Origin of the sequence: Azospirillum agricola (genome assembly GCF_017876095.1) — a bacterium.
GTDB classification, from domain to species: domain Bacteria; phylum Pseudomonadota; class Alphaproteobacteria; order Azospirillales; family Azospirillaceae; genus Azospirillum; species Azospirillum agricola.
Genome location: NZ_JAGINM010000011.1, coordinates 142,153 through 168,458 on the forward strand (window position 1 = coordinate 142,153; position 26,306 = coordinate 168,458).

30 protein-coding genes are annotated in these 26,306 nt (G+C 71.2%); 16 read left to right on the forward strand and 14 right to left on the reverse strand.

What is annotated here, in order from left to right:
• Positions 1-87 precede the first annotated feature (87 nt).
• Complete coding sequence (locus J2847_RS17830) at positions 88-696, forward strand: PadR family transcriptional regulator (RefSeq protein ID WP_209780237.1); 609 nt, start codon at positions 88-90, stop codon at positions 694-696.
• Positions 697-730: 34 nt separating this feature from the next.
• Positions 731-1,024, forward strand: a complete 294-nt coding sequence (locus J2847_RS17835) for a DUF2218 domain-containing protein (protein WP_209780238.1) — start codon at positions 731-733, stop codon at positions 1,022-1,024.
• A 61-nt stretch (positions 1,025-1,085) separates the two neighbouring features.
• Here the strand turns inward: J2847_RS17835 and J2847_RS17840 are convergent, their stop codons facing one another.
• From J2847_RS17840 to J2847_RS17850, 3 genes are all read right to left on the reverse strand, one after another.
• Positions 1,086-1,718, reverse strand: a complete 633-nt coding sequence (locus J2847_RS17840; RefSeq protein WP_085554952.1) for a 2OG-Fe(II) oxygenase — start codon at positions 1,716-1,718, stop codon at positions 1,086-1,088.
• Between the two features lie 58 nt (positions 1,719-1,776).
• Entirely contained in the window at positions 1,777-2,433 is a 657-nt protein-coding gene (locus tag J2847_RS17845) for a 2OG-Fe(II) oxygenase (protein WP_209780239.1), read from the reverse strand.
• 120 nt (positions 2,434-2,553) lie between these two features.
• Positions 2,554-3,534, reverse strand: a complete 981-nt coding sequence (locus tag J2847_RS17850) for a mitochondrial fission ELM1 family protein (protein WP_209780240.1) — start codon at positions 3,532-3,534, stop codon at positions 2,554-2,556.
• A gap of 146 nt (positions 3,535-3,680) precedes the next feature.
• On the opposite strand from J2847_RS17850, the gene J2847_RS17855 reads away from it, so the two are divergent.
• Positions 3,681-4,241 (forward strand): Lrp/AsnC family transcriptional regulator, encoded by a 561-nt coding sequence (locus J2847_RS17855; protein WP_209780241.1) that lies wholly within the window; start codon positions 3,681-3,683, stop codon positions 4,239-4,241.
• Positions 4,242-4,260: 19 nt separating this feature from the next.
• On the opposite strand, the gene chrA is transcribed toward J2847_RS17855, so the two are convergent.
• Positions 4,261-5,547 carry a chromate efflux transporter gene (gene chrA / locus J2847_RS17860; protein WP_209780242.1) on the reverse strand — a complete coding sequence of 429 codons (1,287 nt, stop codon included), beginning with the start codon at positions 5,545-5,547 and terminating at the stop codon, positions 4,261-4,263.
• Positions 5,548-5,744: 197 nt separating this feature from the next.
• Here chrA and J2847_RS17865 point away from each other — a divergent pair, with 197 nt between their 5' ends.
• Positions 5,745-6,653, forward strand: a complete 909-nt coding sequence (locus J2847_RS17865) for a dienelactone hydrolase family protein (RefSeq protein WP_209780243.1) — start codon at positions 5,745-5,747, stop codon at positions 6,651-6,653.
• A gap of 20 nt (positions 6,654-6,673) precedes the next feature.
• On the opposite strand, the gene J2847_RS17870 is transcribed toward J2847_RS17865, so the two are convergent.
• From J2847_RS17870 to J2847_RS17885, 4 genes are all read right to left on the reverse strand, one after another.
• Positions 6,674-6,877, reverse strand: coding sequence for a hypothetical protein (locus tag J2847_RS17870; RefSeq protein WP_085554948.1), 204 nt, complete (start codon positions 6,875-6,877; stop codon positions 6,674-6,676).
• Between the two features lie 150 nt (positions 6,878-7,027).
• The gene (locus J2847_RS17875; RefSeq protein WP_209780244.1) at positions 7,028-7,201 is read right to left on the reverse strand and encodes a hypothetical protein; all 174 of its coding nucleotides are present in this window, start codon (positions 7,199-7,201) and stop codon (positions 7,028-7,030) included.
• Between the two features lie 82 nt (positions 7,202-7,283).
• Entirely contained in the window at positions 7,284-7,538 is a 255-nt protein-coding gene (locus J2847_RS17880) for a helix-turn-helix domain-containing protein (protein ID WP_209780245.1), read from the reverse strand.
• Positions 7,539-7,558: 20 nt separating this feature from the next.
• Entirely contained in the window at positions 7,559-8,119 is a 561-nt protein-coding gene (locus J2847_RS17885; protein WP_209780246.1) for a DUF2975 domain-containing protein, read from the reverse strand.
• A gap of 129 nt (positions 8,120-8,248) precedes the next feature.
• Between J2847_RS17885 and J2847_RS17890 the strand changes: the two genes are divergently transcribed.
• Positions 8,249-8,617 (forward strand): hypothetical protein, encoded by a 369-nt coding sequence (locus J2847_RS17890; RefSeq protein WP_209780247.1) that lies wholly within the window; start codon positions 8,249-8,251, stop codon positions 8,615-8,617.
• On the opposite strand, the gene J2847_RS17895 is transcribed toward J2847_RS17890, so the two are convergent.
• Positions 8,592-10,082 carry a DNA recombination protein RmuC gene (locus tag J2847_RS17895; protein WP_209780248.1) on the reverse strand — a complete coding sequence of 497 codons (1,491 nt, stop codon included), beginning with the start codon at positions 10,080-10,082 and terminating at the stop codon, positions 8,592-8,594. The genes J2847_RS17890 and J2847_RS17895 overlap by 26 nt on opposite strands.
• Positions 10,083-10,228: 146 nt before the next feature.
• Here J2847_RS17895 and J2847_RS17900 point away from each other — a divergent pair, with 146 nt between their 5' ends.
• Complete coding sequence (locus J2847_RS17900; RefSeq protein WP_209780249.1) at positions 10,229-10,792, forward strand: NUDIX hydrolase; 564 nt, start codon at positions 10,229-10,231, stop codon at positions 10,790-10,792.
• A gap of 13 nt (positions 10,793-10,805) precedes the next feature.
• On the opposite strand, the gene J2847_RS17905 is transcribed toward J2847_RS17900, so the two are convergent.
• The gene (locus J2847_RS17905) at positions 10,806-11,945 is read right to left on the reverse strand and encodes a ChaN family lipoprotein (RefSeq protein WP_325169438.1); all 1,140 of its coding nucleotides are present in this window, start codon (positions 11,943-11,945) and stop codon (positions 10,806-10,808) included.
• A gap of 200 nt (positions 11,946-12,145) precedes the next feature.
• Here J2847_RS17905 and J2847_RS17910 point away from each other — a divergent pair, with 200 nt between their 5' ends.
• Positions 12,146-12,883, forward strand: a complete 738-nt coding sequence (locus J2847_RS17910) for an SDR family NAD(P)-dependent oxidoreductase (RefSeq protein ID WP_209780251.1) — start codon at positions 12,146-12,148, stop codon at positions 12,881-12,883.
• A 58-nt stretch (positions 12,884-12,941) separates the two neighbouring features.
• Complete coding sequence (locus tag J2847_RS17915) at positions 12,942-13,373, forward strand: DUF29 domain-containing protein (protein ID WP_209780252.1); 432 nt, start codon at positions 12,942-12,944, stop codon at positions 13,371-13,373.
• Positions 13,374-13,381: 8 nt separating this feature from the next.
• Here the strand turns inward: J2847_RS17915 and J2847_RS17920 are convergent, their stop codons facing one another.
• Positions 13,382-16,579 (reverse strand): error-prone DNA polymerase, encoded by a 3,198-nt coding sequence (locus tag J2847_RS17920; protein WP_209780341.1) that lies wholly within the window; start codon positions 16,577-16,579, stop codon positions 13,382-13,384.
• Between the two features lie 97 nt (positions 16,580-16,676).
• Positions 16,677-18,251 (reverse strand): Y-family DNA polymerase, encoded by a 1,575-nt coding sequence (locus tag J2847_RS17925; RefSeq protein WP_209780253.1) that lies wholly within the window; start codon positions 18,249-18,251, stop codon positions 16,677-16,679.
• Positions 18,252-18,407: 156 nt separating this feature from the next.
• Here J2847_RS17925 and J2847_RS17930 point away from each other — a divergent pair, with 156 nt between their 5' ends.
• From J2847_RS17930 to J2847_RS17940, 3 genes are all read left to right on the forward strand, one after another.
• Positions 18,408-18,920 (forward strand): hypothetical protein, encoded by a 513-nt coding sequence (locus J2847_RS17930; RefSeq protein WP_233474602.1) that lies wholly within the window; start codon positions 18,408-18,410, stop codon positions 18,918-18,920.
• 90 nt (positions 18,921-19,010) lie between these two features.
• Complete coding sequence (locus J2847_RS17935) at positions 19,011-19,505, forward strand: HupE/UreJ family protein (protein WP_209780255.1); 495 nt, start codon at positions 19,011-19,013, stop codon at positions 19,503-19,505.
• 163 nt (positions 19,506-19,668) lie between these two features.
• Positions 19,669-20,733: a TAXI family TRAP transporter solute-binding subunit gene (locus tag J2847_RS17940; protein WP_209780256.1), complete on the forward strand. Its 1,065-nt coding sequence runs from the start codon at positions 19,669-19,671 to the stop codon at positions 20,731-20,733.
• A gap of 22 nt (positions 20,734-20,755) precedes the next feature.
• On the opposite strand, the gene J2847_RS17945 is transcribed toward J2847_RS17940, so the two are convergent.
• A complete protein-coding gene (locus J2847_RS17945; protein ID WP_209780257.1) occupies positions 20,756-21,400 on the reverse strand; it encodes a glutathione S-transferase family protein in 645 nt (214 codons plus the stop codon).
• Positions 21,401-21,561: 161 nt separating this feature from the next.
• Between J2847_RS17945 and J2847_RS17950 the strand changes: the two genes are divergently transcribed.
• From J2847_RS17950 to J2847_RS17970, 5 genes are all read left to right on the forward strand, one after another.
• Positions 21,562-22,938, forward strand: a complete 1,377-nt coding sequence (locus J2847_RS17950) for a leucyl aminopeptidase family protein (RefSeq protein ID WP_209780258.1) — start codon at positions 21,562-21,564, stop codon at positions 22,936-22,938.
• 167 nt (positions 22,939-23,105) lie between these two features.
• Positions 23,106-24,128 carry a flagellar motor switch protein FliG gene (gene fliG, locus J2847_RS17955; RefSeq protein WP_085554937.1) on the forward strand — a complete coding sequence of 341 codons (1,023 nt, stop codon included), beginning with the start codon at positions 23,106-23,108 and terminating at the stop codon, positions 24,126-24,128.
• A gap of 108 nt (positions 24,129-24,236) precedes the next feature.
• Positions 24,237-24,374, forward strand: coding sequence for a DUF4160 domain-containing protein (locus J2847_RS34950; protein ID WP_209780259.1), 138 nt, complete (start codon positions 24,237-24,239; stop codon positions 24,372-24,374).
• Between the two features lie 81 nt (positions 24,375-24,455).
• Positions 24,456-24,737 carry a DUF2442 domain-containing protein gene (locus J2847_RS17965; protein WP_209780260.1) on the forward strand — a complete coding sequence of 94 codons (282 nt, stop codon included), beginning with the start codon at positions 24,456-24,458 and terminating at the stop codon, positions 24,735-24,737.
• A gap of 106 nt (positions 24,738-24,843) precedes the next feature.
• Positions 24,844-25,320, forward strand: coding sequence for a MarR family transcriptional regulator (locus J2847_RS17970; RefSeq protein WP_209780261.1), 477 nt, complete (start codon positions 24,844-24,846; stop codon positions 25,318-25,320).
• 37 nt (positions 25,321-25,357) lie between these two features.
• Here the strand turns inward: J2847_RS17970 and J2847_RS17975 are convergent, their stop codons facing one another.
• Positions 25,358-26,284, reverse strand: coding sequence for a 2-hydroxyacid dehydrogenase (locus J2847_RS17975; protein WP_209780262.1), 927 nt, complete (start codon positions 26,282-26,284; stop codon positions 25,358-25,360).
• Between the last annotated feature and the right edge of the window lie 22 nt (positions 26,285-26,306).

The following is a 26,306-nucleotide window of genomic DNA, read 5'->3' on the forward strand; positions in this document are numbered from 1 at the left end:
CCGTCGCCGCATTTCCTCCTTGCCGGCGACACGGTTTCGATATATCTAAGTTTTCGATATATCGAAACTGTATCAAGAGAGGGTCTGATGTTCCGGCATCTGTTTCACAAGGGCAGCCACCGCTTTTCCCGTCCGGATTTCGACGACGAGGGCGGCGGGCGCGGATTCGGCCGGGGTGGCCGGCATGGGCATCGCGGTGGTTGGGGTGGTTGGGGTGGCGGCCGCGAGCGCGGCGAGGGCCGTGTCTTCGGCCAGGGCGACCTGCGCCTCGTCCTGCTCTGGCTGATCGAGGAGAAGCCCCGCTCCGGCTACGACCTCATCAAGTCGATCGAGGAACTGGTCGGCGGCGCCTACAGCCCGAGCCCTGGCGTCGTCTACCCGACGCTGACCCTGCTGGAGGAGCAGGGCCACATCCGGGTGGCGTCGAGCGAGGGTTCCAAGAAGCTCTACGAGATCACGCCCGAGGGCGCCGACGCGCTGAAGGCCAACGCCGCGACCATCGCCGCGATCCGCGAGCGCATCGCCCATGTCCGCGCCCACCATGGCCGGGAGCCCGCGCCGCAGATCGTCCGGGCGGTGGAAAACTTCAAGCTGGCCTTGCGGTTGCGGCTGTCGCGTGGCGAACTGACGCCCGAACAGATTCAGGCCATCGCCGAGGCCGTCGACGCCGCCGCCCTGGCGGTCGAGCGGGCTTGAGCGGCGGTTTCACACGGGACGGAGGAGAAGCACCATGGCCGCATCGACCACGCGCATCGCGACGGCGAACGGGCGCCGCTACATGACCCAGCTGTGCAAGCACTGGGCGCACAAGTTCGCGGTGACGTATGACGACGATCAGGGCACCGTGCCCTTCGGCGAGGATCGCCTGTGCCGGCTGGCCGCCGACGATTCGGGGCTGGGGATCACCATCGAGGTGGCGGACGCGGCGGGGCTGCCGCAGCTCCAGCAGGTGGTGATCGACCACCTGAAGCGCTTCGCCTTCCGCGAGGATCTCGGCGAGCCGGTGTGGACGCCGGTGGGGTGAGGGAGAGACACTTGCCCCCACCCATTCCCTCCCCCGCTGGGCGGGGGAGGGAATGGCGGCCTCAATACCCCTTGGACTGGCCCCCGAACACGCCCTTGGCCCAGGCGCCGACGCGGTGGCGCCACTGCTCGTGCCAGATGTAGACGCTGCCCTTCACCCAGTTCATCTGGATGGCCCGGCGCTGGCCCTCGAAGGGGTGGTGGCCGTGCCAGGAGGTGTCGCTGCGGCGGAAGCACATCAGGGTGCCTTCCTCCGGCGGAACCTCGGCGGCGTAGTCCTCCAGGTTCTGCGAGCGCAGGATGCGCAGGCGCCCGCCCGCCGCTTCCCAGGGCGGGTTCATGTAGATCAGCACGGTGATGACCTTGCTCGCCGAATCCGGATGGATCTTGCCGTCCGTCGCCCGGCACATGCCGCGCGCGGTGAACATGGTCGGGTACTGCGACAGGTCGAGGTCGAACTTCTCGGAGAAGGCCTTGCAGACCTCCGGCCCCTTCAGCTCCTTGATCATCGCGTCGAAGGCCGGCCCCTGCGGGAAGACGCCGAGCGGGATGGAGCCCGGCTTGTCCACCTTCGGGTAGTCGCGGTGCAGCGCCTCCAGATGCTCCTTCTTCACGAATCCGGGCACGCACAGGAAGTCGTACGGGTCGTGTTGCAGGGGCGTGGCGCGGAACTTGTCCAGATCGAGCATGGACATCGCAGGAGGTCTCCAGGCGGAAAGGCGGTCGGCGACCGCCGTTGTCGACGGCTATTAATCACGCAATGGGCTGGTCGGGGAAGCACAGCTCGTGGCGCGCCCGCCATTCCGGCGAGACATAGTTGACGATGATCGACTTGCGCACGCCCTCGATCGGCCGCTTGGCGAAGCCGTGCCAGGTGTCGGCGCCGGGGATGAAGATCAGCCCCTCGTTGAAGGCGTAGGGCGCGCGGGCGACGATGGTCTTCGTCGAATCCAGCACGTCGGTCCCCCAATCGGCGCAGTTCTCCCCCTTCGAGAGATAGACCAGCATCGTGTATTTCTTCACGCCGATGTCGGTGTGCGGCTCCAGCCAGAAGCCGTCGGTGTCCTGGCAATACTCGATGCGCAGGCTGGTGCCCGACAGGTCGACGTCGCAGGTGCGCTGGATGGCGTCGGTGACCTCCCGGCTCTGGAAGGCCTGGGCGACCGTCTCGCACACCGGATGCTTCGCGCGGTTCTCCGCCCCGAAATAGGTGCGCGACGCGTTGTTGGTCTCGCGCTTGCCGTAGGTGTCGGACACCCGCGGTGGGCCCCAGGGCAGGGCGGCGATGGCGTCGGCGGACTCCTCCGGCAGCGCTTCTGTCAGCAGCCAGTGCCGGTAGGGCTGGGAGGACAGCCGGCTGTTGTCCAGGCAGCGCAGGAAGCTCTGGGAGACGGCGGCGGGGGTGGTCATGGTGCAGTCATCCAAATCGACGAAACTTTGGGCAGGACTGCCCGCGTTTATGGCATGGGGCGGCCCGCCGGACCGCCGTAAAACTGGTGATACCAGCGGGTGTGCGGTTTCGTCGCAAGATCATTGCGTGTGATGCCGTGCCCGGTGCACCGCAAGGCGGTGGCGCAGCTCGTCGGCGACGCCCTGGGTGTCGTTCAGCAGCGGGTGGTCCCATGTGTCGAGCGTGCCGTCGAAACGCCGGGTGATGCCGTCCTTGTAGAGCCCGTCGTGGAAGGCGCGGAACTTGGGCGAGCCGCCGTCGAGCTCGATGACGTAGGTGGGCTTGCCGGTCGAGCAGGCCTCCGAGGTCATCGACACGCTGTCGCAGGTGACGACCACCGCGTCGGCGAGGCCGAGATAGCCGAAATAAGGGTTCTCGCCGGTGCCGTCCCACACCTCGGCCGGCAGGCCGGACAGGCGCGCGCGCAGGATCGCCTCGTTGTCGGCCCCGGTGCGGCGCGACGGCGTCACCATCAGCCCGGCGCCGTGGCTGCGCGTCAGGTTGACCAGCTTCTCCGCCACCTCGCCCATGATCGCCGGGGTCAGGCTGTAGACGCCGTTGTTGCCGCCGATCAGCACGGCGACGCGCGGGTGCGGCAGATGGGCGAGGCGCGGGGCGAAACGGGCCGCCGCCTCGGCCAGGATGGCGGGTGTCACCCGGTGCAGGGCGCCGCGCGTCACCAGCACGTTGTCGCCGCGCAGCTTGTCGTGGCGCGGCACGACGACGAGGTCGAAATGGCGCGGTGAAATCTGCGGATCCTGGATCTGCACGGTGAAGCTGCGGCCGCGCGACTGCCGGCGCACCGCCAGCGACGGCGCGATGCTCTGCCGCCCGGTGCCGATCAGCAGGTCGGGCCAGGGCGCCTGGATCGGGTCGCCGCCCGGCCCGGCGGCGAAGCGGTTGCCGACGCGCAGGTAGGGGCTGAGCTGGCGCCAGGGGGCTCGCAGCGACACGCGCTTGACGACGGGCGTCAGGCCCAGCGCCTCGGCCAGGCCGATGCACTGGTTCTCCATGCCCGGCTTGCCGTCGGACACCACCCAGCAGGTCAGGGGCTGCATCATATCTCGGATTGTTGTGGGAGCGAAGGGAGGAGAGCAAAGCGCGGCATCAGGGGCGACCGCTCTTGCAGGGGTTTCGGTCTTGGCGTAGACACCATCACCGTGTAATATCCTTTCTCCAAATCACCCCCGGAGCGACCGAGTAAACCATGCGGCGGGTCAAACTCGACCGAATTGACCGGCGTATTCTGCGCGACTTGCAGAACGACGGTCGGATGACCAACGTGGAGCTTGCCCGGCGTGCCGGCATCTCCGCCCCGCCCTGCCTGCGCCGCGTCCGCGCGCTGGAAGAGGCGGGATTCATCCGCGGCTATCACGCGGACGTCAACCCCGACGCGTTGGGGTTCGGCGTGACCGTGTTCGCTCAGGTGGGCTTGAGCAGCCAAGCCGAAGCGGACCTAAAGAAATTCGAGGAGCTCGTCAACAGCTGGCCGCTGGTGCGCGAGTGCAACATGCTGGCCGGCGAGTACGACTTCGTGCTGAAGATCGTCGCGGAGGACTGGGACGATTACCAGCGCTTCCTGACGACCAAGCTGACGGCGGCGCCCAACGTCGCCCATGTGAAGTCGGCCCTGTCGATCCGCACCTCCAAGCACAACCCCGGCGTTCCCATCGACGTCGATTCGCCCGACATCCCCGAGGGGAGCGAGGACGACGAGGACGAGGATTTCGCCGAGGACGAGGCCCCCGCCCGCGCCACCCGGCGCTGAGGGCGATTCCCGGAACCTGTCAGAGGCCGGTGGCGGCGAGGGCCCGGACGAGGCCCGCGGCAGCCCCGGCCAGCACCACCCAATGGATGGCGGCGTTCCAGCGCACCAGCGCCACGAGCGCCGCCGCCATGACCGCCCAGGCCCAGAGCGTTCCGATCCAGCCGCCGTCTCCTCCATTCGGCAGCAGCACGGCCACTCCCAGATAGACGCCCAGATTCAGGATCACCCCGACCACCGCCGCCGCGATGGCCGCGAGCGCGCCCGCCGCCATGCGGTTGTGGATCAGCCGCTCGACATAGGGGGCGCCGGCAAAGATGAACAGGAAGCAGGGCAGGAAGGTGACGTAGGTCGTCAGCGCCGCCCCCAGCAGCCCGGCCTGGAGCGGCGTCAGCGCGCCGGGATGGTTCCAGCCGGCGAAGAAACCGACATACTGTGTGACCAGGATCAGCGGCCCCGGAGTCGTCTCGGCCAGCGCCAGCCCGTCGACCATCTCGCGCGGCGACAGCCAGCCCTGGATCTCCACCGCCTGCTGCGCGATGTAGGGCAGCACGGCGTAGGCGCCGCCGAAGGTGACGAAGGCCGCCTTGGTGAACAGCGCCGCGACGCCGCCCCAGGGCTCGGTCCCGAAGAGCGCCAGCACCGCTCCCACCGGCACCGCCCACAGCAGCGCGAACAGCAGGGCCAGCGCCGCCAGCCGCCCCGGCCGGGGGGCGGGTTCGGGAAGGATGGCCGAGTCGGCCGGATGGGGGTGGGCGAACCAGTGTCGGCCGCTCCACGCGGCGACCCCGCCGGTCAGCGCGGCGACGCCGATCACCAGCGGGAAGGGCAGGCCAAAGGCGAACAGACCCAGGAAGGCCGCCGCCGCCAGGGCGACCGCCGCCGGTCCCTTCAGCGTGCGCCGGCCCATGCGCCAGACGGCGGCGAGCACGATGGCGACCACCGCCGGCTTGATCCCGTCGAAGACCGCGCCGACCATCCCGGTGTCGCCATGCGCCGCCGCCAGCCAGGACAAGGCGAACAGCACGAGTGCGCCGGGCAGCAGGAACAGCCCGCCGGCCACCAGCCCGCCGCGCACCCCGTGCAGCCGCCAGCCGACATAGGTGGCGAGCTGCTGAGCCTCCGGCCCCGGCAGCAGCATGCAGAAGTTCAGCGCGTGCAGGAACCGGGTCTGGTCGATCCAGCGCCTCCGGTCCACCAACTCGCTCTGCATCATGGCGATCTGCCCGGCGGGGCCGCCGAAGCTGGTGAGGCCCAGGCGCAGCCAATAGAGGCAGAAGGGTTGGAAGGCTGGGGTGGGGGTGGTCATGGCGGGAGCCTGTGTCTTTAACCCTCGAGGCTCCCTGCTTAGCGCAGGCGCGGCCATCCCGCACGTCGCAAAATTCGCCCCACCCACCCACCGGCCCCGCCAGCGCGGGCCGGTGGTTTTCCGGCGAAGCGGTGCTAATATTGCAATCGCGAGCGCCGCCGCCGGGGTGGCGCGCCGGGTGCCGGGGACCTGCGAGAATGATGGCTTCTACCCTGCGTCTTGCGGTGGTGGCGGGAATGGCGATGGCGGCGTGGACGGTCGTGCCGTCCGCCGCGCGGGCCGCGTCGGGCGTGCATGCCGAGGAGATCGTGCGCTTCCCCTCGCAGGACGCCGACCTGACCGGCGGTGCCCCCACCACCCTGACCGGGCGCCTGCTGCGTCCCGCCGGCAGCGGTCCGCACCCGTCGGTGGTGCTGCTGCACGGCTGCGGCGGTCTCTACGCCAAGAGCACCGGGCGGGTGTCCCCGCGCCATGTCTGGTGGGCGACGACGCTCCAGCGCCAGGGCTACGAGGTGCTGATGGTCGACAGCTTCGGCCCGCGCGGCGTGTCCGACCTCTGCACCGCCAAGGAGCGCCCGGTCCGCGCCTCGGTCGAGCGCAAGCGCGACGCCTGGGCGGCGCTGGCCTATCTGCGCCACCGCCCCGAGGTGGATCGCGGCCGGATCGCGGTCATGGGCTGGTCGCAGGGCGCCGGCACGGTGCTGGCCGCCTTCGGCGCCGGCGAGGACGGGCCGGCGGGGTCGGAGGAGGGCGGCTTCCGCGCCGCCATCGCCTTCTACCCCGGCTGCAAGACCCCGCTGGGCGACGAGGACTGGCAGCCCGACGGTCCGCTGCTGATGCTGGTCGGCGAGAAGGATGACTGGAACCCGCCGCAAAGCTGCGTCGAGCTGTCCAAGCGCGACGTCGTGAAGGAGCGGATGGAGTTGGTCGTCTACCCCAACGCCTACCACGGCTTCGACGCGCCCGACGCGCCGGTGCGCAAGCGCAAGGATCTGGCGACGGTTCCCGGCGGCACCGCGCATGTCGGCACCGACGAGGACGCGCGCAACGACGCCATCGCGCGGGTGACGAACTTCCTGAACGAGCGGCTGCGCGCCGGCGGCTGAGCTTCCCGGTCCGCCGCCCGTCAGTCCAGCGAGAAGATCTTCGCCCCGACCCCGTTGTCGAGCAGCACCGTCGCGAACAGCGTCAGGATCGGCACCAGGAACATCAGGCCGATGACGCAGCGGATCAGCAGATCCTTGCGGCGGGCCGAGCGGCACAGCGGGCAGTCGTCGGGGCCGTGCCCATAGTCGGAGCCGCAATAGGGGCAGGCGGTGGTGTCGCTCATGATCGATCGGTCTTTCCCAGGCGTCCCCACCACGGGCTCGGGGCCATGGGCGTAGGATTGGCCGCATTGTGGGCCAATCCCGCCGCCGTCCGTCATGAAATCCCTGTCATCCGCGCCCCGGTCCCGTCCGGCTGTCCAGGGGCGGCGTGCTCAGAGCAGCGCCATGGCGCCGACCCAGCCGCCCAGCGCCAGGATCGTCAGCAGCACCAGCGTCGTGCCGATCACCGCGTTGGTGCGGCGGATCGAAAGGCAGTTCGGGCAGCCGCTCTCCTCCGCCGGGTAGGTCTTGTGGCAGCGCTCGCAGCGGACGGTCGGGTCCGTCATGGCAATCCTCGTGGGGGAACGGAAAGCGGTTGGTGATCCGCCGCCGGGGTGGGCGGCGCGGCGCACGCTAGCACAGGCGCCGTCACTCCGCATCGCCGCCGCCGGCTTCGGAGCCGGCGTCCAGGTCGGCGGGGTCGGAATCATACTCCAGCAGGTCGGCGGGCTGGCATTCCAGCGCGGCGCAGATCCGGGCCAGCGTCTCGAACCGCAGCCCCTTCACCTTTCCGGTGCGCAGCAGCGACAGGTTGGCCTCGGTGATGCCGATGCGCTGGGCCAACTCCTTGGCCTTCATCCTGCGGCGGGCAAGCATCTGGTCGAGCGTGACGCGAATGGGCATTGAGTCGGACAGACAATGGGTTAGACGAAGCCGGCGTTCTCATCGGCCAGGGCGGCGGCCTCGCCCATCACCCAGGCGATGACCAGAAGAACCATGCCCAGCAGGACGACGGACAAATCGCCGGTGCTGAGCGACAGCGAGCCTCGCGGTCCCCCCCCATCCGGGACGGAACGCAGCACCGCCATCGACAGCAGCACCGATCCGACCGGCTCGCCGAGGCCCGACACCATGAGCGATGCGGCGAAGCGCCGCAAGCGCCGGGCGGAGGTCGGGGAGAACACGAGACCGGCGGCGAACCCCCGGAACAGCGCCCGCAACTCCCACAGCCCCCACAGGCCCGGCAGCGCGGCGACCAGCAAGGCCGCCGTGGCCAGCGCGGAGTCCAGCGCCGACAGGCTGCGCGCCGGCAGGCGCAGCGCGGCGAGCCAGGGATGTCCGGTCAGCATCGCGTCGGAGAAGGCGAAGGCGTAGAGCGCGAGACCGGCCGGCGTCAGCACCAGCAGCGCGGTCATGAGGCCGGCGAGACGGCGGCTGACGCGGGCGATGCGCGCCTGCCGTTTCTGGCGGAGGGAATGGGACATGAAGCCGTGTCCTGTCTGAAATTACTGCTTGGCAATAACTAATTATCGTTTTACAGAAATTACAGGGAGCGGTCAAGGCGCCTGGCCGGCTCCCGTCCATCCCGCTGTCCAACCGAACGAGGTTCCTTCATGCTGCGTTTCCTTCCCGTCCTGGCGCTGGTTCTGGCAACCGGGGCCTGCACCGCCATCGTCCAGCTCCCCGTCACCGGCACGGTTGGCGACCGGACGTCCCTGAATGGTTTCGCGGTGGCGCGCAGCGACACGCCGCTCGGCCGCTACGCCGTGCAGACGGCGGACAGGACGCTGTCCTGCAACGGCGTCTACGACGCGTCGAGCAACGAGCCGCGCATGATCGTCGCCGTGTCCTGCGACGACGGTCGCTTCGGCGCGGTGGACGTGCGGCGGACTCCGGACCTGATGAGCGGCACCGGCAGCGGCCGTCTCAACGACGGCACCCCGATCAAGGTCGCCTTCAGTCCGCCGCCGAAGGCGGAATGACCGGTTCCATCTGGAATTCGGCTGTCCGCAAGTCGGAGGGCCGAAGATCGGAGGTCCGCAGCTCCGCCGCCTGGAGGCGGCGCGGGCTGTGGTCGAGCGGCTCCAGCAGCGGCAGCTCGGCGCCCTCGGGCGCGGCGTGCAGGTCGCGGAAGCGCCGCGCGGTGACCAGCACGCGCGACTCCAGCGTGCCGACCGCGCCGTTGTAGCAGCCGACCGCCTTGTCGAGCTGCGAGCCCAGCCGCTCCAGATGGCCGCCCAGATCGGACAGCCGCTTGTACAGTTCGCCGCCCAGCGCGCTGATCTCGCGGGCGTTGTCCGCCAGCCGCTCCTGCCGCCAGCCATAGGCGACGGCGCGCAGCAGCGCGATCAGGGTGGTGGGTGTGGACAGGATCACCCGGTGGTCGATGCCGGCCTCGATCAGCGCGGGATCCTGCTCCAGCGCGGCGGAGAAGAAATTCTCGCCGGGCAGGAACAGCACGACGAACTCCGGGCTGTCCTGGAACTGGTCCCAATAGGCCTTGGTGCCGAGTTGCCTCATGTGGTCACGCACATGGCGGGCGTGGCGGGCCATGCCGTCGCGGCGCCCGGCCTCGTCGGCCGCCTGGAGGGCGTCGAGATAGCCCTCCAGCGGGGTCTTGGCGTCGACGACGATGGTCTTGCGGCCGGGCAGGGTGACGACCAGATCGGGGCGCAGCCGGCCGTTTGCGCTGTCCACCGTCGCCTGTTCGAGGAAGTCGCAATGGTCGAGCATCCCGGCCATCTCGCAGACCCGGCGGAGCTGGATCTCGCCCCAGCGGCCGCGCGCGGCGGGGCTGCGCAGGGCGCGCACGAGGTTGCCGGTCTCGGAACGGAGCTGGCTCTGCGTCTCGACCAGCGACAACACCTGCTGCCGCAGCCCTTCGTAGGCGCCGGCGCGGGTGGTCTCCATCTCGCGGATCTGGCGGTCCATGGTCTCCAGCGTCTGACGCACCGGATCGACGATGGCGGCGATGGCGGTCTGCCGCTTGTCGAGGTCGCCCCTGGCCTGCTCCTGGAAGCCGTTCAGCGTCTCGCGCGCCAGGTCGAGGAAGCTGCGGTTGTTGTGGCGCAGTGCCTCGGCCGACAGCGCCTTGAAGCTGTCGGACAGGGTGGCCTGGGCACGCTCCAGCAGGGCCAGCTTCTCGGCGGCGGCGGCGCGCTCGGCCTCCAGGCTGGTGGTCAACTCGCCCTGGCGCTGGCGGGCCGCCGCGATCTCGCTCTGGAGGCGGGCGATCTGGTGGTCGCGCGCCTCGACCTCCTCGCGCAGGTCGTCCTCGACCCGTTCGGCAAGGTCGAGCCGGGTGGCCAGTTCGGCGTGCAGCGCCGCGGCGGCGGCCTCGGCGCGGGCGGATGCGGCGCCCAGGATCGCCCAGACCAAGCCACCTCCCAGGCAGAGTCCGGCGAATCCACCCAGCGCCAGCGATACGGCGTCCACCGCGACCTGCATGCAACCCCTCGACCGACCGTCGTCACGCGAAACCGAAGGGGCGCAGCCTACAGGAACGAATCGCGAATTGGAACGGGGCGCGAACAGACGCGCAAGCGCCGCTTCTCCGCTTGTCCAACGGAGGGCTCCGCGCCATATCGGAGGCCATGTCCGACGATACCCTTTCCCCCGGCGGTCCCCGTGTCCGCGCCATCCCGCCCGGCGAGGACCGCGAGCGGCTGCTGTGCCCCGACTGCGGCTACATCGCCTACCAGAATCCGCTGATCGTGGTGGGCTCGGTCGCCACCTGGGAGGATGGGCGCATCCTGCTGTGCCGCCGCGCCATCGAGCCGCGCAAGGGCTTCTGGACGCTGCCCGCCGGCTACATGGAGGAGCGCGAGAGCACGGCCGACGGCGCCGCCCGCGAAGCCTGGGAGGAGGCACGGGCGCGCATCGCCACCGGCCCGCTGCTGGCGATCTACGACATCCCGCGCATCAGCCAGGTGCAGTTGATCTTCCACGCCCGGCTGCTGTCCGCCGACATCGCCGCCGGCCCGGAGAGCGAGGAGGTCGGACTGTTCGCCTGGGAGGAGATCCCGTGGGGCGAGCTGGCTTTTCCGACCGTCCATTGGGCGCTGCGCGAGCACCGCGAGCGGCTGGGGCGCGGCGACTGCGCCCCGGCGGTCAACCCGACCCCCGACGCGCTGGCCCGCTGGGCGACCATGCTGTAGCGCGCCGCCCGCGTCACTCGGCGGGGAATTTCGCCACCACGTCCCGCGTCGCCTCGCCCCGGCGCACGGTAATCGGCAGCCAGGTGCCGGGGGCCTGCCGCTGGACGATGGCGGTCAGGTCGGCTGGCTTGCGGATCGGGCTGCCGGCGGCGCTGACCAGCCGGTCCCCGGCGGCCAGGCCGGCGGCGGCGGCGACGCTGTTGTCGAGCACCGAGCCGATCCTCACCCCGTCGGGCGCCGGGTCGAGCTGCACGCCCAGCCGTGGGCGCGGCGGTTCGGCGGGCTCTTTCGACGGGCCGAGTCCGAACACCGCGTCGGCGACGCGGCCGTCGAGATCGGCGCAGGGGCGGTCGGCGTCCCAGGGCAGCAGCACCGCCGAGTCGGGAATGCCGAGGTCGGCGAGCTGGTGCGGCACGCCGTTGCGCTGCTCGGCGTGGCCGGCGCCGAGGATGGCGACGACGCCGCGGCCGGTGGCGCGGCGGGTGTCGGCGATGCGCTCGGCCATCGCGCGGTCCCAGATGCTCTGCGCCTCGATGAAGCGCTCGGCCGCCTCGGGCGGCGAGTCCGGCCGGTTGTGGGCGGCCAGCGTCTCCAGCAGCCGTTCGCGGTAGGCGGCGGTCGGCGGGGCGGGGGTGCCGACGCCCTCCCGGTCCGCTTCGGGGACGGCGGACCAGCCCTCGCGGGCGATGCGGGAGATCAGCGTGCGCTCGACGTTCAGCCCGACCACCGGCAGCCGGTGCATGCGGGCGAAATGCAGGATCGGCATGTAGAAGGCCGGGTCGAAGCCCCAGACGTTGCGCCAGTCGCTCTCCTTCAGGAAGGTGGCCTCGTCCAGCCCACCGGCCGACCAGCGGTCGAGCAGCGGCTGGAGCCGGCGCGGCATCATCTCCAGCCCGACCGCCAGATCGGGGTTCAGCGCGTGCAGGCCGGCCAGCGCGTGGAGCTGCCAGCGATGGTGCTCGGCCTTGTCGTGCTGCTCGCCCAGCAGGACGGCCGGCTGTTCGGCGACCCGGCGCAGCAGCGGCGCCGTCTCCTGGCGCCGGCCGGTGCCGTCGGCCCAGACGCCCGGCGGAACGCAGGCGGGCGCCGTCTCCTCCGCGCGCAGCGGAAGGGCGGTCAGCAGAAGCAGGGCGAGCAGGGGAAGGCGGCGCACGGGGCAGCTCCGTCGTGAAGGCATGGCCCCAAGGTTGGGCATGGCCGGCACGGCGTCAACGGCGCCGTCGGGGTGGCGCCGCCGGGTTGATGAAGCCGCGTTCAGGATCGGTCCCCGGGCGGGCCTCCGCGGGCGCCGGCAGAATCGCCGGACCGTTCGCGACCCTTCCGCAACGGCCCGGACCGCGCTAGCATGGCGTTATGCCGCACCGTAAGACCGTCATCCTGACCGGCGCCAGCCGGGGTATCGGACACGCCACCGTCGCGCGCTTCAGCGCCGAGGGCTGGCGCGTGATCTCCTGCTCGCGCGAGGACGTCCCGGCGCATTGCCGGCGCGATCCCAACTGGACCCACCACATCCCGACCGACCTGTCCGATCCGGCCAGCCGCGCCGCCTTCGTCGAGGAGGCCAACGACGCCCTCGACGGCGCGCCGCTGCACGCGCTGATCAACAACGCCGGAATCTCGCCCAAGACGCCGATCAAGGAGCGGCTCGGCTGCCTGAACGGCTCGCTGGAGGGCTGGCACCGGGTCTTCGAGCTGAACTTCTTCGCCGCCCTGGTGCTGGCGCGCGGCTTCGCGGCGCCGCTGTCGCGGGCCAAGGGGGCGATCGTCAACGTCACCTCCATCGCCGGCCATTCGGTGCATCCCTTTGCCGGCTCGGCCTATTCGACCTCCAAGGCGGCGCTGTCGGGCCTGACGCGCGAGATGGCGGTGGAGTTCGCCGAGATCGGCGTCCGCGTCAACGCGGTGGCCCCCGGCGAGATCGAGACGGCGATGACCGGCCCGGAATACGACGTGCTGATCCCGCGCATCCCGCTGAAGCGCATGGGCACGCCGGAGGACGTCGCGGCGGTGATCTTCTACCTGTGCGGTCCCGACTCGGCCTATGTGACGGGGACCGAGACCTTCATCACCGGCGGCCAGCACCTGTTCTGAGAAGGCTTCGCCACCGCCGGACGGCGCCTCCCGTATGAGGGGCACAGGGATCGCAGCGATGAGCAGTCTCTACGATCGTGATTTCTACGCGTGGGCCAACGAGCAGGCGGCGCTGCTGCGGGCGGGGCAATGGTCGGCCGCCGACGTCGCGCGCATCGCCGAGGAGATCGAGAGCATGGGGCGGAGCGAGAAGCGCGAACTCGTAAGCCGACTGACCGTGCTGCTGCTCCGTCTTTTGAAGTGGCAATTCCAGCCGGCGCTGCGCGGCAATTCCTGGCGCCTGTCGATCGCCAACGCCCGCGACCGGCTTGTCGATCATCTCGACGACAACCCAAGCCTGAAGGCCAAGCTGCCGGACGCGACGGCATCGGCCTACCGCTACGCCCGACGCGAAGCGTCGGCGGAATCCGGATTGCCGGAGGACATTTTCCCGCCCGGCTGCCCCTGGTCCTTCGAAACCTTCATGGCTCAGGATTTCTGGCCGGAGTGACGACCAGCTCAATGGAAGTTCCGGCCCGAGGGAAAGACCCCCTGTTCGGCCGGGGCCAGGGCGCCGGTGCGCTGGCCGGTGGCGAGGCCGCCCATCAGTTCGCCCAGCCGGTGGGTCAGGTCGATCAGCGTCTCGACCCGCAGATGCACCACGCCGTCGTGATTCTGCACGCGGCCGGTGGCGGCCAGCAGGCGGGCGGTCATGATCGGGCGGCGGAAGGTCTCGAACAGGTCCGGCATCACGACGAGGTTGGCGACGCCGGTCTCGTCCTCCAGCGTCAGGAAGACGACGCCCTCGGCGCTGCCCGGCCGCTGGCGCACCAGCACCAGCCCGGCCACCGTCAGCCGCCGGCCGTCGCGGGTGGCGGCCAGCCGCTCGGACGGGGTGACGCCGGGCAGCCCGTCGCGCAGCAGCGCCAGCGGGTGGGCCTTCAGCGATAGGGACAGGCTGCCGTAATCCATCACCACATGCTCGCCCAGCGGCATGGCGGGCAGCGGGGCGTCGGGCTCGTCCGCCGGGTTGCCGTCGAGCCGGGCGAACAGCGGCAGGGGTAAGCCGCCCAGCGCCCGCACCGCCCACAGCGCCGCCCGCCGGTCCAGCCCGACCGAGCGGAAGGCGTCCGCCCTGGCAAGCCGTTCCAGGGCGGCGGCCGGCAGCCGGGAGCGCCGCCACAGGTCGTAGGCGTCGCGGTAGCCGCCGGCGCGCGACAGGACGAGCGCCTTGGCGTCGGGTTCGGTGAAGTCCTTGATCAGGCGGAAGCCCAATCTCAATCCGAGCCTTTCCGCCTTCGCCCCGCTTTCCGCTCCGGGGAGAGGGGGCGGGGCGTCGGGCTGGATCGGTTCCAGCACGCAGTCCCACTCCGAAAGATTCACGTCCGGCGGCAGCACGGTCACGCCGTGCTCGCGGGCGTCGCGGACGATCTGGGCCGGGGCGTAGAAGCCCATCGGCTGGCTGTTCAGCAGCGCCGCCGCGAACACCGCCGGGTGGTGGCACTTGATCCAGGCCGACACATAGACCAGCAGGGCGAAGCTCGCCGCGTGGCTCTCGGGGAAGCCGTACTCGCCGAACCCCTCGATCTGCCGGAAGCAGCGCTCGGCGAAGTCGGAGGGGCAACCGTTGGCGAGCATCCCGGCGATGAATTTTTCGCGGAAGCGGTGGACGTCCCCGCTCTTGCGGAAGGAGGCCATGGCCCGGCGCAGCCGGTCGGCGTCGGCCGCGCTGAAGCCGGCGCCGACCATGGCGATCTTCATCGCCTGCTCCTGGAACAGCGGCACGCCGTAGGTCCTGCGCAGCACCGGCTCCAGTCGCGGCATCGGGTAGGTCACATCCTCCTCCCCGCGGCGGCGGCGCAGGTAGGGGTGGACCATGCCGCCCTGGATCGGGCCGGGCCGGACGATGGCGACCTCGACGACCAGGTCGTAGAAGGAGCGCGGCCTCAGGCGCGGCAGCATCGACATCTGCGCCCGGCTTTCCACCTGGAACACCCCCAGGCTGTCGGCCCGCCCCAGCATGTCGTAGACCCGCTCGTCGTCCGGCGGCAGGCTGGCGAGCGTCAGGCGCGGCCCGCCGTGATGCCGCTCGATCAGGTCGAACGCCTTGCGCACGCAGGTCAGCATGCCGAGCGCCAGCACGTCGACCTTCAGGATGCCCAGCGCGTCGATGTCGTCCTTGTCCCACTCGATGGTGGTGCGGTCCTCCATGGCGGCGTTGGCGACCGGGCAGAGGTCCGACAGTGGGCCGCGCGTGATGACGAAGCCGCCGACATGCTGCGACAGGTGGCGGGGAAAGCCGATCAGCTCCTCCGCCAGCTCCAGCGTTTGCCGGAGGCGCGGGTCGTCGGGATCGACGCCGCAGCGCCGGGCGCGCTCCGCGTCGACGCCCTTCGAACTCCAGCCCCAGATCGAGCCGGTCAGCCGCGCCACCAGATCGGCCGACAGCCCCATCGCCTTGCCGACGTCCCGCAGCGCTCCGCGCGCGCGGTAGCGGATGACGGTCGCGGTCAGTCCGGCGCGGTGGCGCCCGTATTTTCCGTAGATGTGCTGGATGACCTCCTCACGCCGCTCATGCTCGAAATCGACGTCGATGTCGGGCGGCTCGTTGCGGGCGGTGGAGATGAAGCGCTCGAACAGCAACTCGACCTCGGTCGGGTCGACGGCGGTGATGCCCAGGCAGTAGCAGACCGCCGAATTGGCGGCGCTGCCCCGGCCCTGGCAGAGGATACCCTGCGCCCTGGCGAAGCGCACGATGTCGTGGACGGTCAGGAAATAGGGCGCGTAGCGGAGCTGCCCGATCAGCGTCAGCTCGCGCTCCACCGTCTCCCGCACCGGGTCGGGGATGCCGCCGGGGTAGCGTTCCCTCGCTCCCGCCCAGGTCAGCGCGACCAGCGTCTCCTGCGGGTCGCGCCCTTCGGCCACCTCGTCGGGGTATTCGTAGCGCAGTTCGTCCAGCGAGAAGCGGCAGGCGTTGGCGATCTCCACCGTGCGGGCAACCGCGTCGGGATGGTCGCGGAACAGGCGGGCCATCTCGACGCCGGCCTTCAGGTGGCGCTCGACGTTGGCGGCGAGCCGCCAGCCGGCCGTGTCGATGGTGGCGTGGTGGCGGATGCAGGTCAGCACGTCGGCCAGCGCCCGGCGCGACGGGTGATGGCACAGCACGTCGTTGGTGGCGACCAGCGGCACGCGTTCCGCCGCCGCCAGCCCGGCCAGCCAGTGCAGCCGCCGGGCGTCGTCGCCCCGGTAGCGGTGGCTGGCGGCGAGGTGAAGCTGCCCGCGCGCCAGCCCGCCGCGCCACGCCCGCAATTCGTGGACGAAGGACGGGTCGCGGCGGTCGGGCGGCAGCAGCAGGACCAGCAGGCCCTCGGCGTGGGCCAGCACGTCGGCGCGGGCGAGGAAGCACTCCCCCTTGGGCGCCCGCATCTTGCCGAGCGTCAGCAGGCGCGACAGCCGGGCGTAGGCGGCGCGGTCGGTCGGGTAGGCGAGGACGCTGTCGGCGTCGGTCAGGTCGAGCCGGCAGCCGATCACCGGCCGGATGCCGGCCTCCCTGGCGGCGGCGTGCATCTGGACGACGCCGGCCAGCGTGTTGCGGTCGGTCACGCCGATGGCGGCGTGGCCGAGCCGCGCCGCCATCGCGGCCAACTCGCCGGGGTGGGAGGCGCCCTCCAGGAAGGTGAAGCTGGTGGCGACCTGAAGCTCGGCGTAGGGGGTCATGACGGCCGTCCGCCCGTCGTCCGCCGGCACCATCCCCCTCTCCCCTCGGGGAGGGGGGACGGGAGGGAGGGTGGGGAAGGGTGAAGAGACGAAACCCTCATCCGAAGAACCCGTGCAGATACCAGCGCGGCGTTGCATCCGGAGGCATGTCCGGCCGGTAGAGCCCGTCGCGGAACAGCCAGAAGCGCCGGCCGTCACGGTCCTCCACCCGGTAATAGTCGCGCGGGTTTCCCGTCCGGTCCGCCCCCCTATCCGTCCTGGGGCGCCACCATTCGGTCTCGATCCGCTCCGGCCCGTCGGCGTGGCGGACGCGGTGCAGCGCGCCGCGCCAGCGGAATTGCAGCGGCGGGTCGTCGGGGACCGGGGCGGTCGCCTCGACCGGCTCCGGCGGGCTGAGCAGCCGGACCGGGCGGGGGCGGTCGTCCGGCCAGCGGGCGATGGGCAGCCCCGCAGCCGATGAGCGGCCGGGTGGAGAAGTGGCAAGCGCCGAAGTGGCAAGCGGCGGGGCGGGAGCGACGCTGCGCTCCGGGAGCCAGCTCTCGCGCGGGACCAGCCGCAGCACCGCCCGCTCGCCGAGCCGCGTGCCCAGCCGGTCGACCAGCTCGCCCAGCCCGGTGTCGTCGCCCTCCCCATCCAGCGCGGCCTGGATGGCGCCGAGCGGCGCCGTCTCGGTGGCGGTGAGGATCATCGTCTCGATCCCCGGCCCCGGCTCGATCCGCTCCAGAATCTGCCCGAACAGGCGGGCCAGCGCCGCCGGGTCGCGGACCGGCCGGCTGGTGCCGAGCGTCAGCCGCTGCGGCGCGTCGTCCAGGCGCCGGTCGGTGCGGTGAACCTCCAGCGCCAGCCGCCGGGCGCCGCGACCGGCCGCCTCCAGCCCGGCGCAGAGGGTGCCGAGCAGATGGCGCACCGCCGCCGCGATGGTGTCGGCGGTGGCGATGGGCTCGGCGAAGGCGAGCCTCGCCTCGTGCGGCTCCACCGGCCGGTGCGGCGAGACCGGTTCGTCGAGCCGTCCCTGCGCCTGGTCGAGGCGCCGCAGCACGCCGTCGCCGAAGCGCGCCGCCAGCGCCGCGCGGGGCAGGGCGTGCAGGTCGCCGATCCGGCGCAGGCCGACGGCGGCCAGCCCGTCGAGGGTCGCCACCGGCAGGCGCAGCGCCGCCATGGGCAGCGCGTCGAGCGCCTCGCGTCGCCGGCTGTCGGCGTCGCCGAAGCGCGCCAGCCCCCAGGCGGCGGCCGGGGTGGCGGCGATGGCGGGGCGGGCGGTGAAGCCGGCGTCCCGCAGGCGGCGGTGCAGGTCGGCGAGCAGCGCCGCCTCGCCACCGAACAGATGGGCGCAGCCGGTGATGTCGATCGTCACCCCGTCGGTCCCGTCGGGCGCCGTCCACGGGCTGTAGCGCCGGCACCAGCCGGCGATGCGGTCGAGCAGCCGGGCGTCGTCCTCGGGCGTCGCGTCGGCGACGTCGAGGCCGGGAAGCAGGGCGCGGGCGTCGGCCAGCGTCAGGCCGGGGAGGATGCCGGCGGTCTCCGCCACCCGGTTGACCGCAACGACCAGCCGGCGCCCGCGCTCGGTCCGCAGCAGCGCCAGCGGGAGCGCGCGCCGATCCGTCGCCGGACCGCGCGTGCGCGCGTCGGTCGGCAGGCGGGGCAGCCACAGCGCCAGGATGCGGCGGACCATGCGTCGCTCTCTCCTTGAATTGGACAAGGTTGATCGAACAAAACATGAACATCCTAACGGCAAAGCTCACGCAGGGGGAGTCCCTCTTTCGGGTCCCCCTGGGTCTTCCGTCGGAGCCGGCTTGCCGAAACGATGGGAAGCGCCGACATTCCGGACATGATCGCACCGCTCCCGGCCCGCCATCGCTGGCTTCTTGCCCTGACCGTCCTGTCGCCGCTCGCCGCCTGCGCGCCGTCCGATCTGCGCGACGACATGCCGGGCCGTGCCCAGGGCTTCCCACCGATCCACACCCAGACGCTGCGGCCCGGAGGGACGGCGCCCAGCGCCGACCTGCCCCCGCAGCCGACCCGGCGCTGGAGCCAGGTCCAGGCCGAGCAGGCGGAGCCGGGCCGCGCGGGGCCGGGGGACCAGCCGCCCAAGCGCCGGCGTGGCAGCTCCTCGCCGCCGCCCGACCCGGCGGTCCTGCCGCAGCCGCCGCGCCCGGTCCCCTTGCCCCCGGTTCCCTCGACCCAGAGCGCCACAGACGCCTTCAAGCGCGACCTGATCCGCCCGGAGGTCGACCGCCTGCGCGCCGACGACGCGATGGGCCGCCTTGACCCGCTGGGCCAGCGCGACCTGATGCGGCGGGAGAACGACCTGCGCCAGTTGGGCGATCCGCTGGCCCGCTAGGCGCGCGGCGGGACCCGCCAACTGGAGCTTGACCACCCGATGCCGCCCCGCCATACCGGCCCCCGGATCGACGCCGGAGGGGGAATGGGTATGACGACGGTGACGGGCGCCTTCGGCACCGGGCTGACCGAGCCGGTGTGGGTGCTCCAGCATCTGCTGGGCTTTCTCGCCATCGGGATGTGGGCCGGGCAGACCGGCGGTACCGCCGTCTGGCAGGTGCCGGCCGCCGCCGTCACCGCGGCGCTGGCCGCCGGCATCGCCGCGCAGATGGGGCTGCGTCTGCCCTACGCCGCGCCGGGCCTCGCCGGGGCGCTGATCGTCACCGGCGGGCTGGTCGCGCTGGGGGTGAAGGCGCCGGTGGCGCTGGCGGTTCTGGTCGCTGCCGTCGCGGCGGTCTTCCACGGTCACCCGCACCAGGGATCGCCGCTGTTCTGGAGCGGCTTCGCCACCGGGATGCTGCTGGTCTCCTGCGCCGGGCTGGGGCTGTCGATCGCGGTGACCCAGGCGGAGTCGGCCCGCGCCGTGCAGATCTGTGGCGGTGCGGTGGCGGTCGGAGGCGTTCTCGACCTCGTCGGCGTGATTTAACCGTTCACGGCTTGAAAAGCCGCCGTTGCGCAGAGATCTTTGCCTGACGAGACGTTCCTTCCACCCCCGACCAAGAACGGGATGAGCCGTGCCCCGCGCAGGAGACAAGACCCGTTCCGAGCCCCCCGGCCACCCGCCGGCGGCGGCCTGTTCGCGTCGCCACATGCTTGCCGGCGCCGCGGCGCTCGGCCTGATGCCCGTCCTGCCCCTGTCCGCCGGGACGGCGGCGGCGCAGGAGCTGCGTTATTTCCGCCTCGCCACCGGCACGACCTCGGGCACCTATTTCCCGATCGGCGGGCTGATCGCCAACGCCGTCTCCAACCCGCCGGGCTCGCGCCCGTGCGACAAGGGCGGCAGTTGCGGCATCCCCGGCCTGATCGTGGTGGCGCAGGCGTCGAACGGCTCGGTCGAGAACATCGAACTGCTGCGCTCCGGCGCGGTGGAGGCCGGCTTCGCCCAGGCCGACGTCGCCTATTGGGCCTACAGCGGCACCGGCAGCTTCACCGGCAAGCCGGCCTTCGAGGGGCTGCGCTCGCTCGGCATGCTCTATTCCGAGGCGATCCAGGTCGTCGTCCGCTCCGACGGCTTCATCGACCGCATGGCCGACCTGAAGGGGCGGGCCATCTCGCTGGGCGAGGAGGGCTCCGGTACGCTGGTGGAGGCGCGGCTGATCCTCGACGCCTTCGGCCTGTCGGAAACCACCGTCACCCCCGCCTATCTGAAGCCGGGCACGGCGGCCGACCGGCTGGCGAAGGGGGAGCTCGACGGCTTCTTCATGGTCGGCGGCTTCCCGGTCGCGGCGGTCAGCGACGTGGCGGCGCGGGTGCCGATCCGCCTGATCCCGATCGACGGCGAACCGGCGGAACGGCTGCGCCGCTCCCTGCGCTTCTACATCGAGACGGAAATCCCGGCCGAGGCCTACCCCGGCACCGCCCCGACACCGACGCTCAGCCTGGGGGCCGAACTCCTGACCCGCGCCGACCGCGACCCCGACCTGATCCACGGCGTGGTCAAGGCGCTGTGGCACGAGAACACCCGCCGTGTCCTGGCCGAGGGCCATCCCAAGGGCCGCAGCTTCGACCCGGCCAAGGCGGCGGTGAACGTGTCGGTCCCGCTGCATCCGGGGGCCGAGCGCTACTACCGCGAAGCCGGGCTGCTCGGCAACGCGGCGAACGAGACGGACGCCCGCGCGCCCGTCCTGGAGCCTCCGCCGGCCGCCAAGCCGTGACGCACGGCCGGCCGCCGTCGCGTCAGAGGTCCAGGGTCCAGGGCTCGGCCTTGGCGGCGGCGGTCCAGTCGCGCATCGCCGGCAGGGCCAGCACCGCGTCCATGTAGGCGCGCGCCTCCGGTTCCACCGCGACCCCGTAGGTGGCGAAGCGGGTGACCACCGGGGCGAACATCGCGTCGGCGATGGTGAAGCGTCCGAACAGGAACGGCCCCGCCTGCCCGAAGCGGGCGCGGGCGTCGGTCCACAGGGACTGGATGCGGGTGATGTCGGCCGCCGTCTCCGGGGTCATGCCCTGGCCGGAGCGATCCTGCTTGAGGTCCATCGACATGCTGGTGCGCAGCGCGGCGAAGCCCGAATGCATCTCCGCCGACACCGAGCGGGCGACGGCGCGTGCGTGGGACTCGTCCGGCCACAGCCCGGCGGCAGGGGCGAGTTCCGCCACATACTCGCAGATCGCCAGCGAATCCCAGATGATCCGTTCGCCGTGGCGCAGGCAGGGCACCCGGCCCGAGGGCGAGAACGCGCGGATGCGCTCGGCCGTGTCGGGCTGGCGCAGCGGGACCAAGCTCTCCGCGAACGGCAGCCCGGCCTGCTTCAGCGCCAGCCACGGCCGCAGCGACCAGGAGGAATAGGCCTTGTTGCCGATCAGCAGCGTCAGGTCGGTCATGGCGGACTCCGTGCGAGGGAAAGGGCATCGACCATGCCGGCGCGCGCGCGGTCCGTCCACCCGCCTGTCGCGCAGGGCACGCATTCCCCCCTTTCCAGCCGCGCCGCCGCGCGCCATCCTTACGGGAACGCCTGTTGGTCCCGTCATAAGGAACGTCCGTCTTGCTCGCCACCCTGCTCGCCGTCGCGCCTCCGGACACCGTCGCCCTCACCCCCGTGACCAAGGCCGGCCTGCCGGACTGGCTCGCCGGCCAGCCCGCCGCCGTCGCCGCCTGGGTCAAGGCCGTCGGCTTCACAGGCGACGCCGGTTCCACCGCCTTCCTGCCGGGGGACGGCGGCGCCGTTGCCCGCGTGCTGGTCGGCGTGTCGGCGCTCGACGATCTGTGGGCTTTCGCCGGGCTGCCGGCCTCGCTGCCGGCCGGCTCCTACCGCATCGACGCGGCTCTCGACCGGCGGGTGGCGACCCGCGCGGCGCTGGGCTGGGCGCTCGGCAGCTACCGCTTCGGGCGCTACAGGAAATCCGACAAGAGCTTCGCCGGCCTGGTCTGGCCCGCCGAGGCCGACCGCGGCGAGGTGGAGCGCGCGGCGACCGCGACCTTCCTGGTCCGCGACCTCGTCAACACCCCGGCCTGCGACCTGGGCCCGGCCGAGCTGGCCGAGGCGGCGCAGGCCCTGGCCGACGAGTTCCAGGCCGGGCTGGACGTGATCGTCGGCACCGACCTGCTCGACCGCGATTACCCGGCGATCCACGCGGTCGGCCGCGCCAGCCCGCGCGCGCCGCGCCTGATCGACCTGCGCTGGGGCAACCCGGAGCATCCGAAGGTCACCATCGTCGGCAAGGGCGTCTGCTTCGACACGGGCGGACTGGACCTCAAGCCGTCCTCGGCCATGCTGATGATGAAGAAGGACATGGGCGGCGCCGCGCACGCCCTGGCGCTCGGCCGCATGGTGATGATGGCCGGACTGCCGGTGCGGCTGCGCGTGCTGGTGCCGGCGGTCGAGAACGTCGTGTCGGGCGACGCCTTCAAGCCGCTCGACGTGCTGAACACCCGCAAGGGCCTCACCGTGGAGGTCGGCAACACCGACGCCGAGGGCCGCCTGATCCTGTGCGACGCGCTGGCCGAGGCGGATTCGGAGAAGCCGGCCCTGCTGATCGACTTCGCCACCCTGACGGGTGCGGCCCGCGTCGCGCTGGGCCCGGAGTTGCCGGCGCTGCTGTGCAACGACGACGCTCTCGCCGCCGATCTCCAGGCGGCCGGGGGCGAGGTGGACGACCCGCTGTGGCGCCTGCCGCTGTGGGCGCCCTACCGCAAGGGGCTCGACAGCAAGGTCGCCGACATCAACAACGTGACCAGCCACGGCTTCGCCGGGGCGATCACCGCCGGCCTGTTCCTTCAGGAGTTCGTGTCGAAGGAGACACCCTGGGCGCATCTCGACACCTACGCCTGGAACGGCTCGGCCCGTCCCGGCCGGCCGGAGGGCGGCGAGGCGCTGGGCCTGCGCGCCGCCTACGCGGTGATCGCCAAGCGCTTCGGCTGAGGCGGACAGGCGGGCCGGAGGGGGAAGGGGGCTTTTGGTTAAAATTGTCTCTTCTTTGGCCCGCCGAAGGGATGGCACGGCGAATCGGATCGTATTACAACATAAGGGGTGGGTGGTTGCCGGCCGGGCCTTGAGTCCCGGCCCGGCGGATTGGCGGAGACGGACACATGGCGCTCAAGGTTCGCGAGGACTACCGGACCCTGACCGGCCCGGAGAAGGCCGCCATCCTGATGCTGGCGCTGGGCGAGGAGCACTCGACCAAGCTCTTCTCGATGATGGACGACGAGGAGATCAAGGAGCTGTCCCAGGTGATGGCCAACCTGGGCACGGTGTCCGCCAACATCATCGAGCGCCTGTTCGTCGAGTTCGCCGAGCAGATGTCGGCGACCGGCTCGCTGGTCGGCTCCTTCGACTCGACCGAGCGGCTGCTGATGAAGACCTTGCCCAAGGACAAGGTCGACCAGATCATGGAGGAGATCCGTGGTCCCGCCGGCCGCACCATGTGGGACAAGCTGGCCAACGTCAACGAGTCGGTCCTGTCCAACTACCTGAAGAACGAATACCCGCAGACCGTCGCGGTCGTGCTGTCGAAGATCCGCCCCGAGCACGCCGGCCGGGTGTTGACCCAGTTGCCGGAGAGCTTCGCGATGGAGGTCATCATGCGCATGCTGCGCATGGAGGCCGTGCAGAAGGAGGTTCTGGACGACGTGGAGCGCACGCTGCGCACCGAGTTCATGACCAACCTCGCCCGCACCAGCCGCCGCGACAGCCACGAGATGCTGGCGGAAATCTTCAACGGCCTCGACCGCACCACCGAGCACCGCTTCATGGCGGCCCTGGAGGAACGCAACCGCGACAGCGCCGAGCGCATCAAGTCGCTGATGTTCACCTTCGAGGATCTGTCGAAGATGGACCCGAGCGGCGTGCAGACCCTGCTGCGCAGCGTCGACAAGCAGAAGCTCGGCACCGCGCTGAAGGGCGCGTCGGAGACGCTGAAGGACCTGTTCTTCTCCAACATGTCCGAACGCGCCGCGAAGATCCTGCGCGAGGACATGGCGGCGATGGGGCCGGTCCGCGTCCGCGAGGTGGACGAATCGCAGATGTACATGGTGCAGCTCGCCAAGGATCTGGCGGCGCGCGGCGAGATCGTCATTTCGGAAGGCGGCGGCGAGAACGAGCTGATCTACTGATCAGTGCACTCTGTCTCATGCAACGGGATTTAGGCGCAGATAACCCCGGTGACGCATGTCTTGACGTGTGCTTAGTAGGGTGTCGCCCTTCGCCCCAAGGACGACCTCATGCCAACCATCCATCGCCAAGACGGTTTTCGGTTCTACTTCTACAGCCACGAACCCAACGAACCCGCCCACGTTCATGTGGATCGCAGCGGGGCTTCGGCGAAAGTATGGCTGACCCCCGGTGTCCGTTGCGCATGATATGGGCCACTCGGCAAAAGACTTGGCCGAACTGTTGCGGATCGTGCGCGAGTACCGAAGTCCGCTTCCTGGAGGAGTGGCATGGCTTTTTCGATCCCCAAGACTGACCTCCGCATCAAGTCCGTCGCCTGCGACGAGCATCGCCTGACCGTCGAGCTGATGGACGGCCGCTCCATCGCCGTTCCGCTGGCTTGGTGCCTGCGCCTGTTCGACGCCAGGCCCGAGCAGCGCGACCGTTGGGAGCTTGCCGGCGGCGGTTACGGAATCCACTGGACCGATCTGGACGAGGATCTGAGCGTCGAGGGGCTTCTGAAAGGCGCTCCCGCTCCGAAAGCGCAGTTTCCTTCAGCACGGCCGGCCTGACCGCGTGATGTGGCCGCGAAAGGCTTGCCTGCATGGGGCGGCTTAAGCGACACTCGGCGCGCGTGTTCCGGTTGCGGGTCCGGGCACGGCTTGGCTGGGGGGAAGCATGGCACGGAACCTCAAGGCGCTCGGGTTGTGGCGGACCGCGCTGGTCGCCAGCGTCCGGCAGGACGGGCCCGACCTGTCGGCCCGGCAACTGGCGATTCTCCTCCAGGTCTATCTGACCGACCCGCCCCACACCGTGCGCGGCCTCGCCGCCACGCTGAACATCTCCAAGCCCGCCGTGACCCGCGCGCTCGACCGGCTGTCGGTGCTGAGCTTCGTCAAGCGCAAGCGCGATCTCGACGACAAGCGCAACGTGCTGGTCCAGCGCACCGTCAAGGGCAGCGTCTTCCTCTCCGACTTCGCCGAACTGGTGATCGCCGCCGGCGCCGTCACCGAGGAGGACATGGCCAGGGTGCGCGCGGAGGAGGCGATGGCCGCCTCCGCCAAATCCCGCCTGGAGGCCGATCTGCTGGCCGGCAAGGCGGCGGCCCCGGTGGAGCCTCCCGCCGATGGTCCCCTGGCCGGGGTGCCGGCCTGATCCATCCGGCCTTGCCCCATCCCGCCTTGACTACGCCTCAATAGCCCCGCTTGCGGTCCACCAGATTGGGCAGCGGCTCCCCGGCGCGGAAGGCGCGCACAGCCTCGGCCACCTGCGCCGCCGACAGCGACGGGTGGGTGACCGCCGCGACGTGCGGGGTGATGCGGATCTTCGGGTGGCGCCAGAAGGGATGCCCGGGGGGCAGCGGCTCGGTGACGGTCACGTCCAGGCTTGCCCCGCGCAGATGGCCGCTGTCGAGCGCCGCCAGCAAATCCGCCTCCACCAGGTGCCGGCCGCGCGCGGCGTTGATCACCACGGCGCCCGCCGGCAGGGCGGCGAACAGCGCGGCGTTCAGGATGCCCTGGGTGTCCGGCGTCAGCGGCAGCAGGCAGACCAGAGTGTTGGTCCGGGCCAGCATCGCCGCCAGCCCGTCGGGTCCGGAGAAGCTCTCCACCCCCTCGACCTGCTTGGGGCTGCGGCTCCAGCCCAGCACGTGGTAATCCATGGTCCGCAGCGTGCGCGCCGCCGCCGCTCCCAGCTCGCCGAGGCCGAGGATGCCGACCGTCACCGCCGAGGCCGGACCGTGGTCCAGCGGCTCCCAGCGCGCCTGCGCCTGGAGCGCGGCGTAATCGTCCATCTGCCGGTGCCAACGCAGAACCTGGAAGGCGACGTAGCCGGCCATGTCCAGCGTCAACCCGTCCGACACCATGCGGACCAGCGGCACGTCGGGCAGGGTGGGGTCCTCCAGCAGCGGCTCCACCCCGGCGCCGAGCGAGACGATCAGCGACAGGTTGGGCAGGCTGGCGAGAAGGCCGGCCGGCGGCTTCCACACCAGCGCCATGCGGATGTCGGCCGGGTCGCCGACGTCGGGCCAGACGCGCATCTCCAGGCCGGGCAGGCGCTTGGCGATCTCGGCGCGCCAGACGTCGGCGTTGTCGCTGGAGGAGCAGAACAGAAGCGTCACGGTCCGTCACCCTGTTATGGTG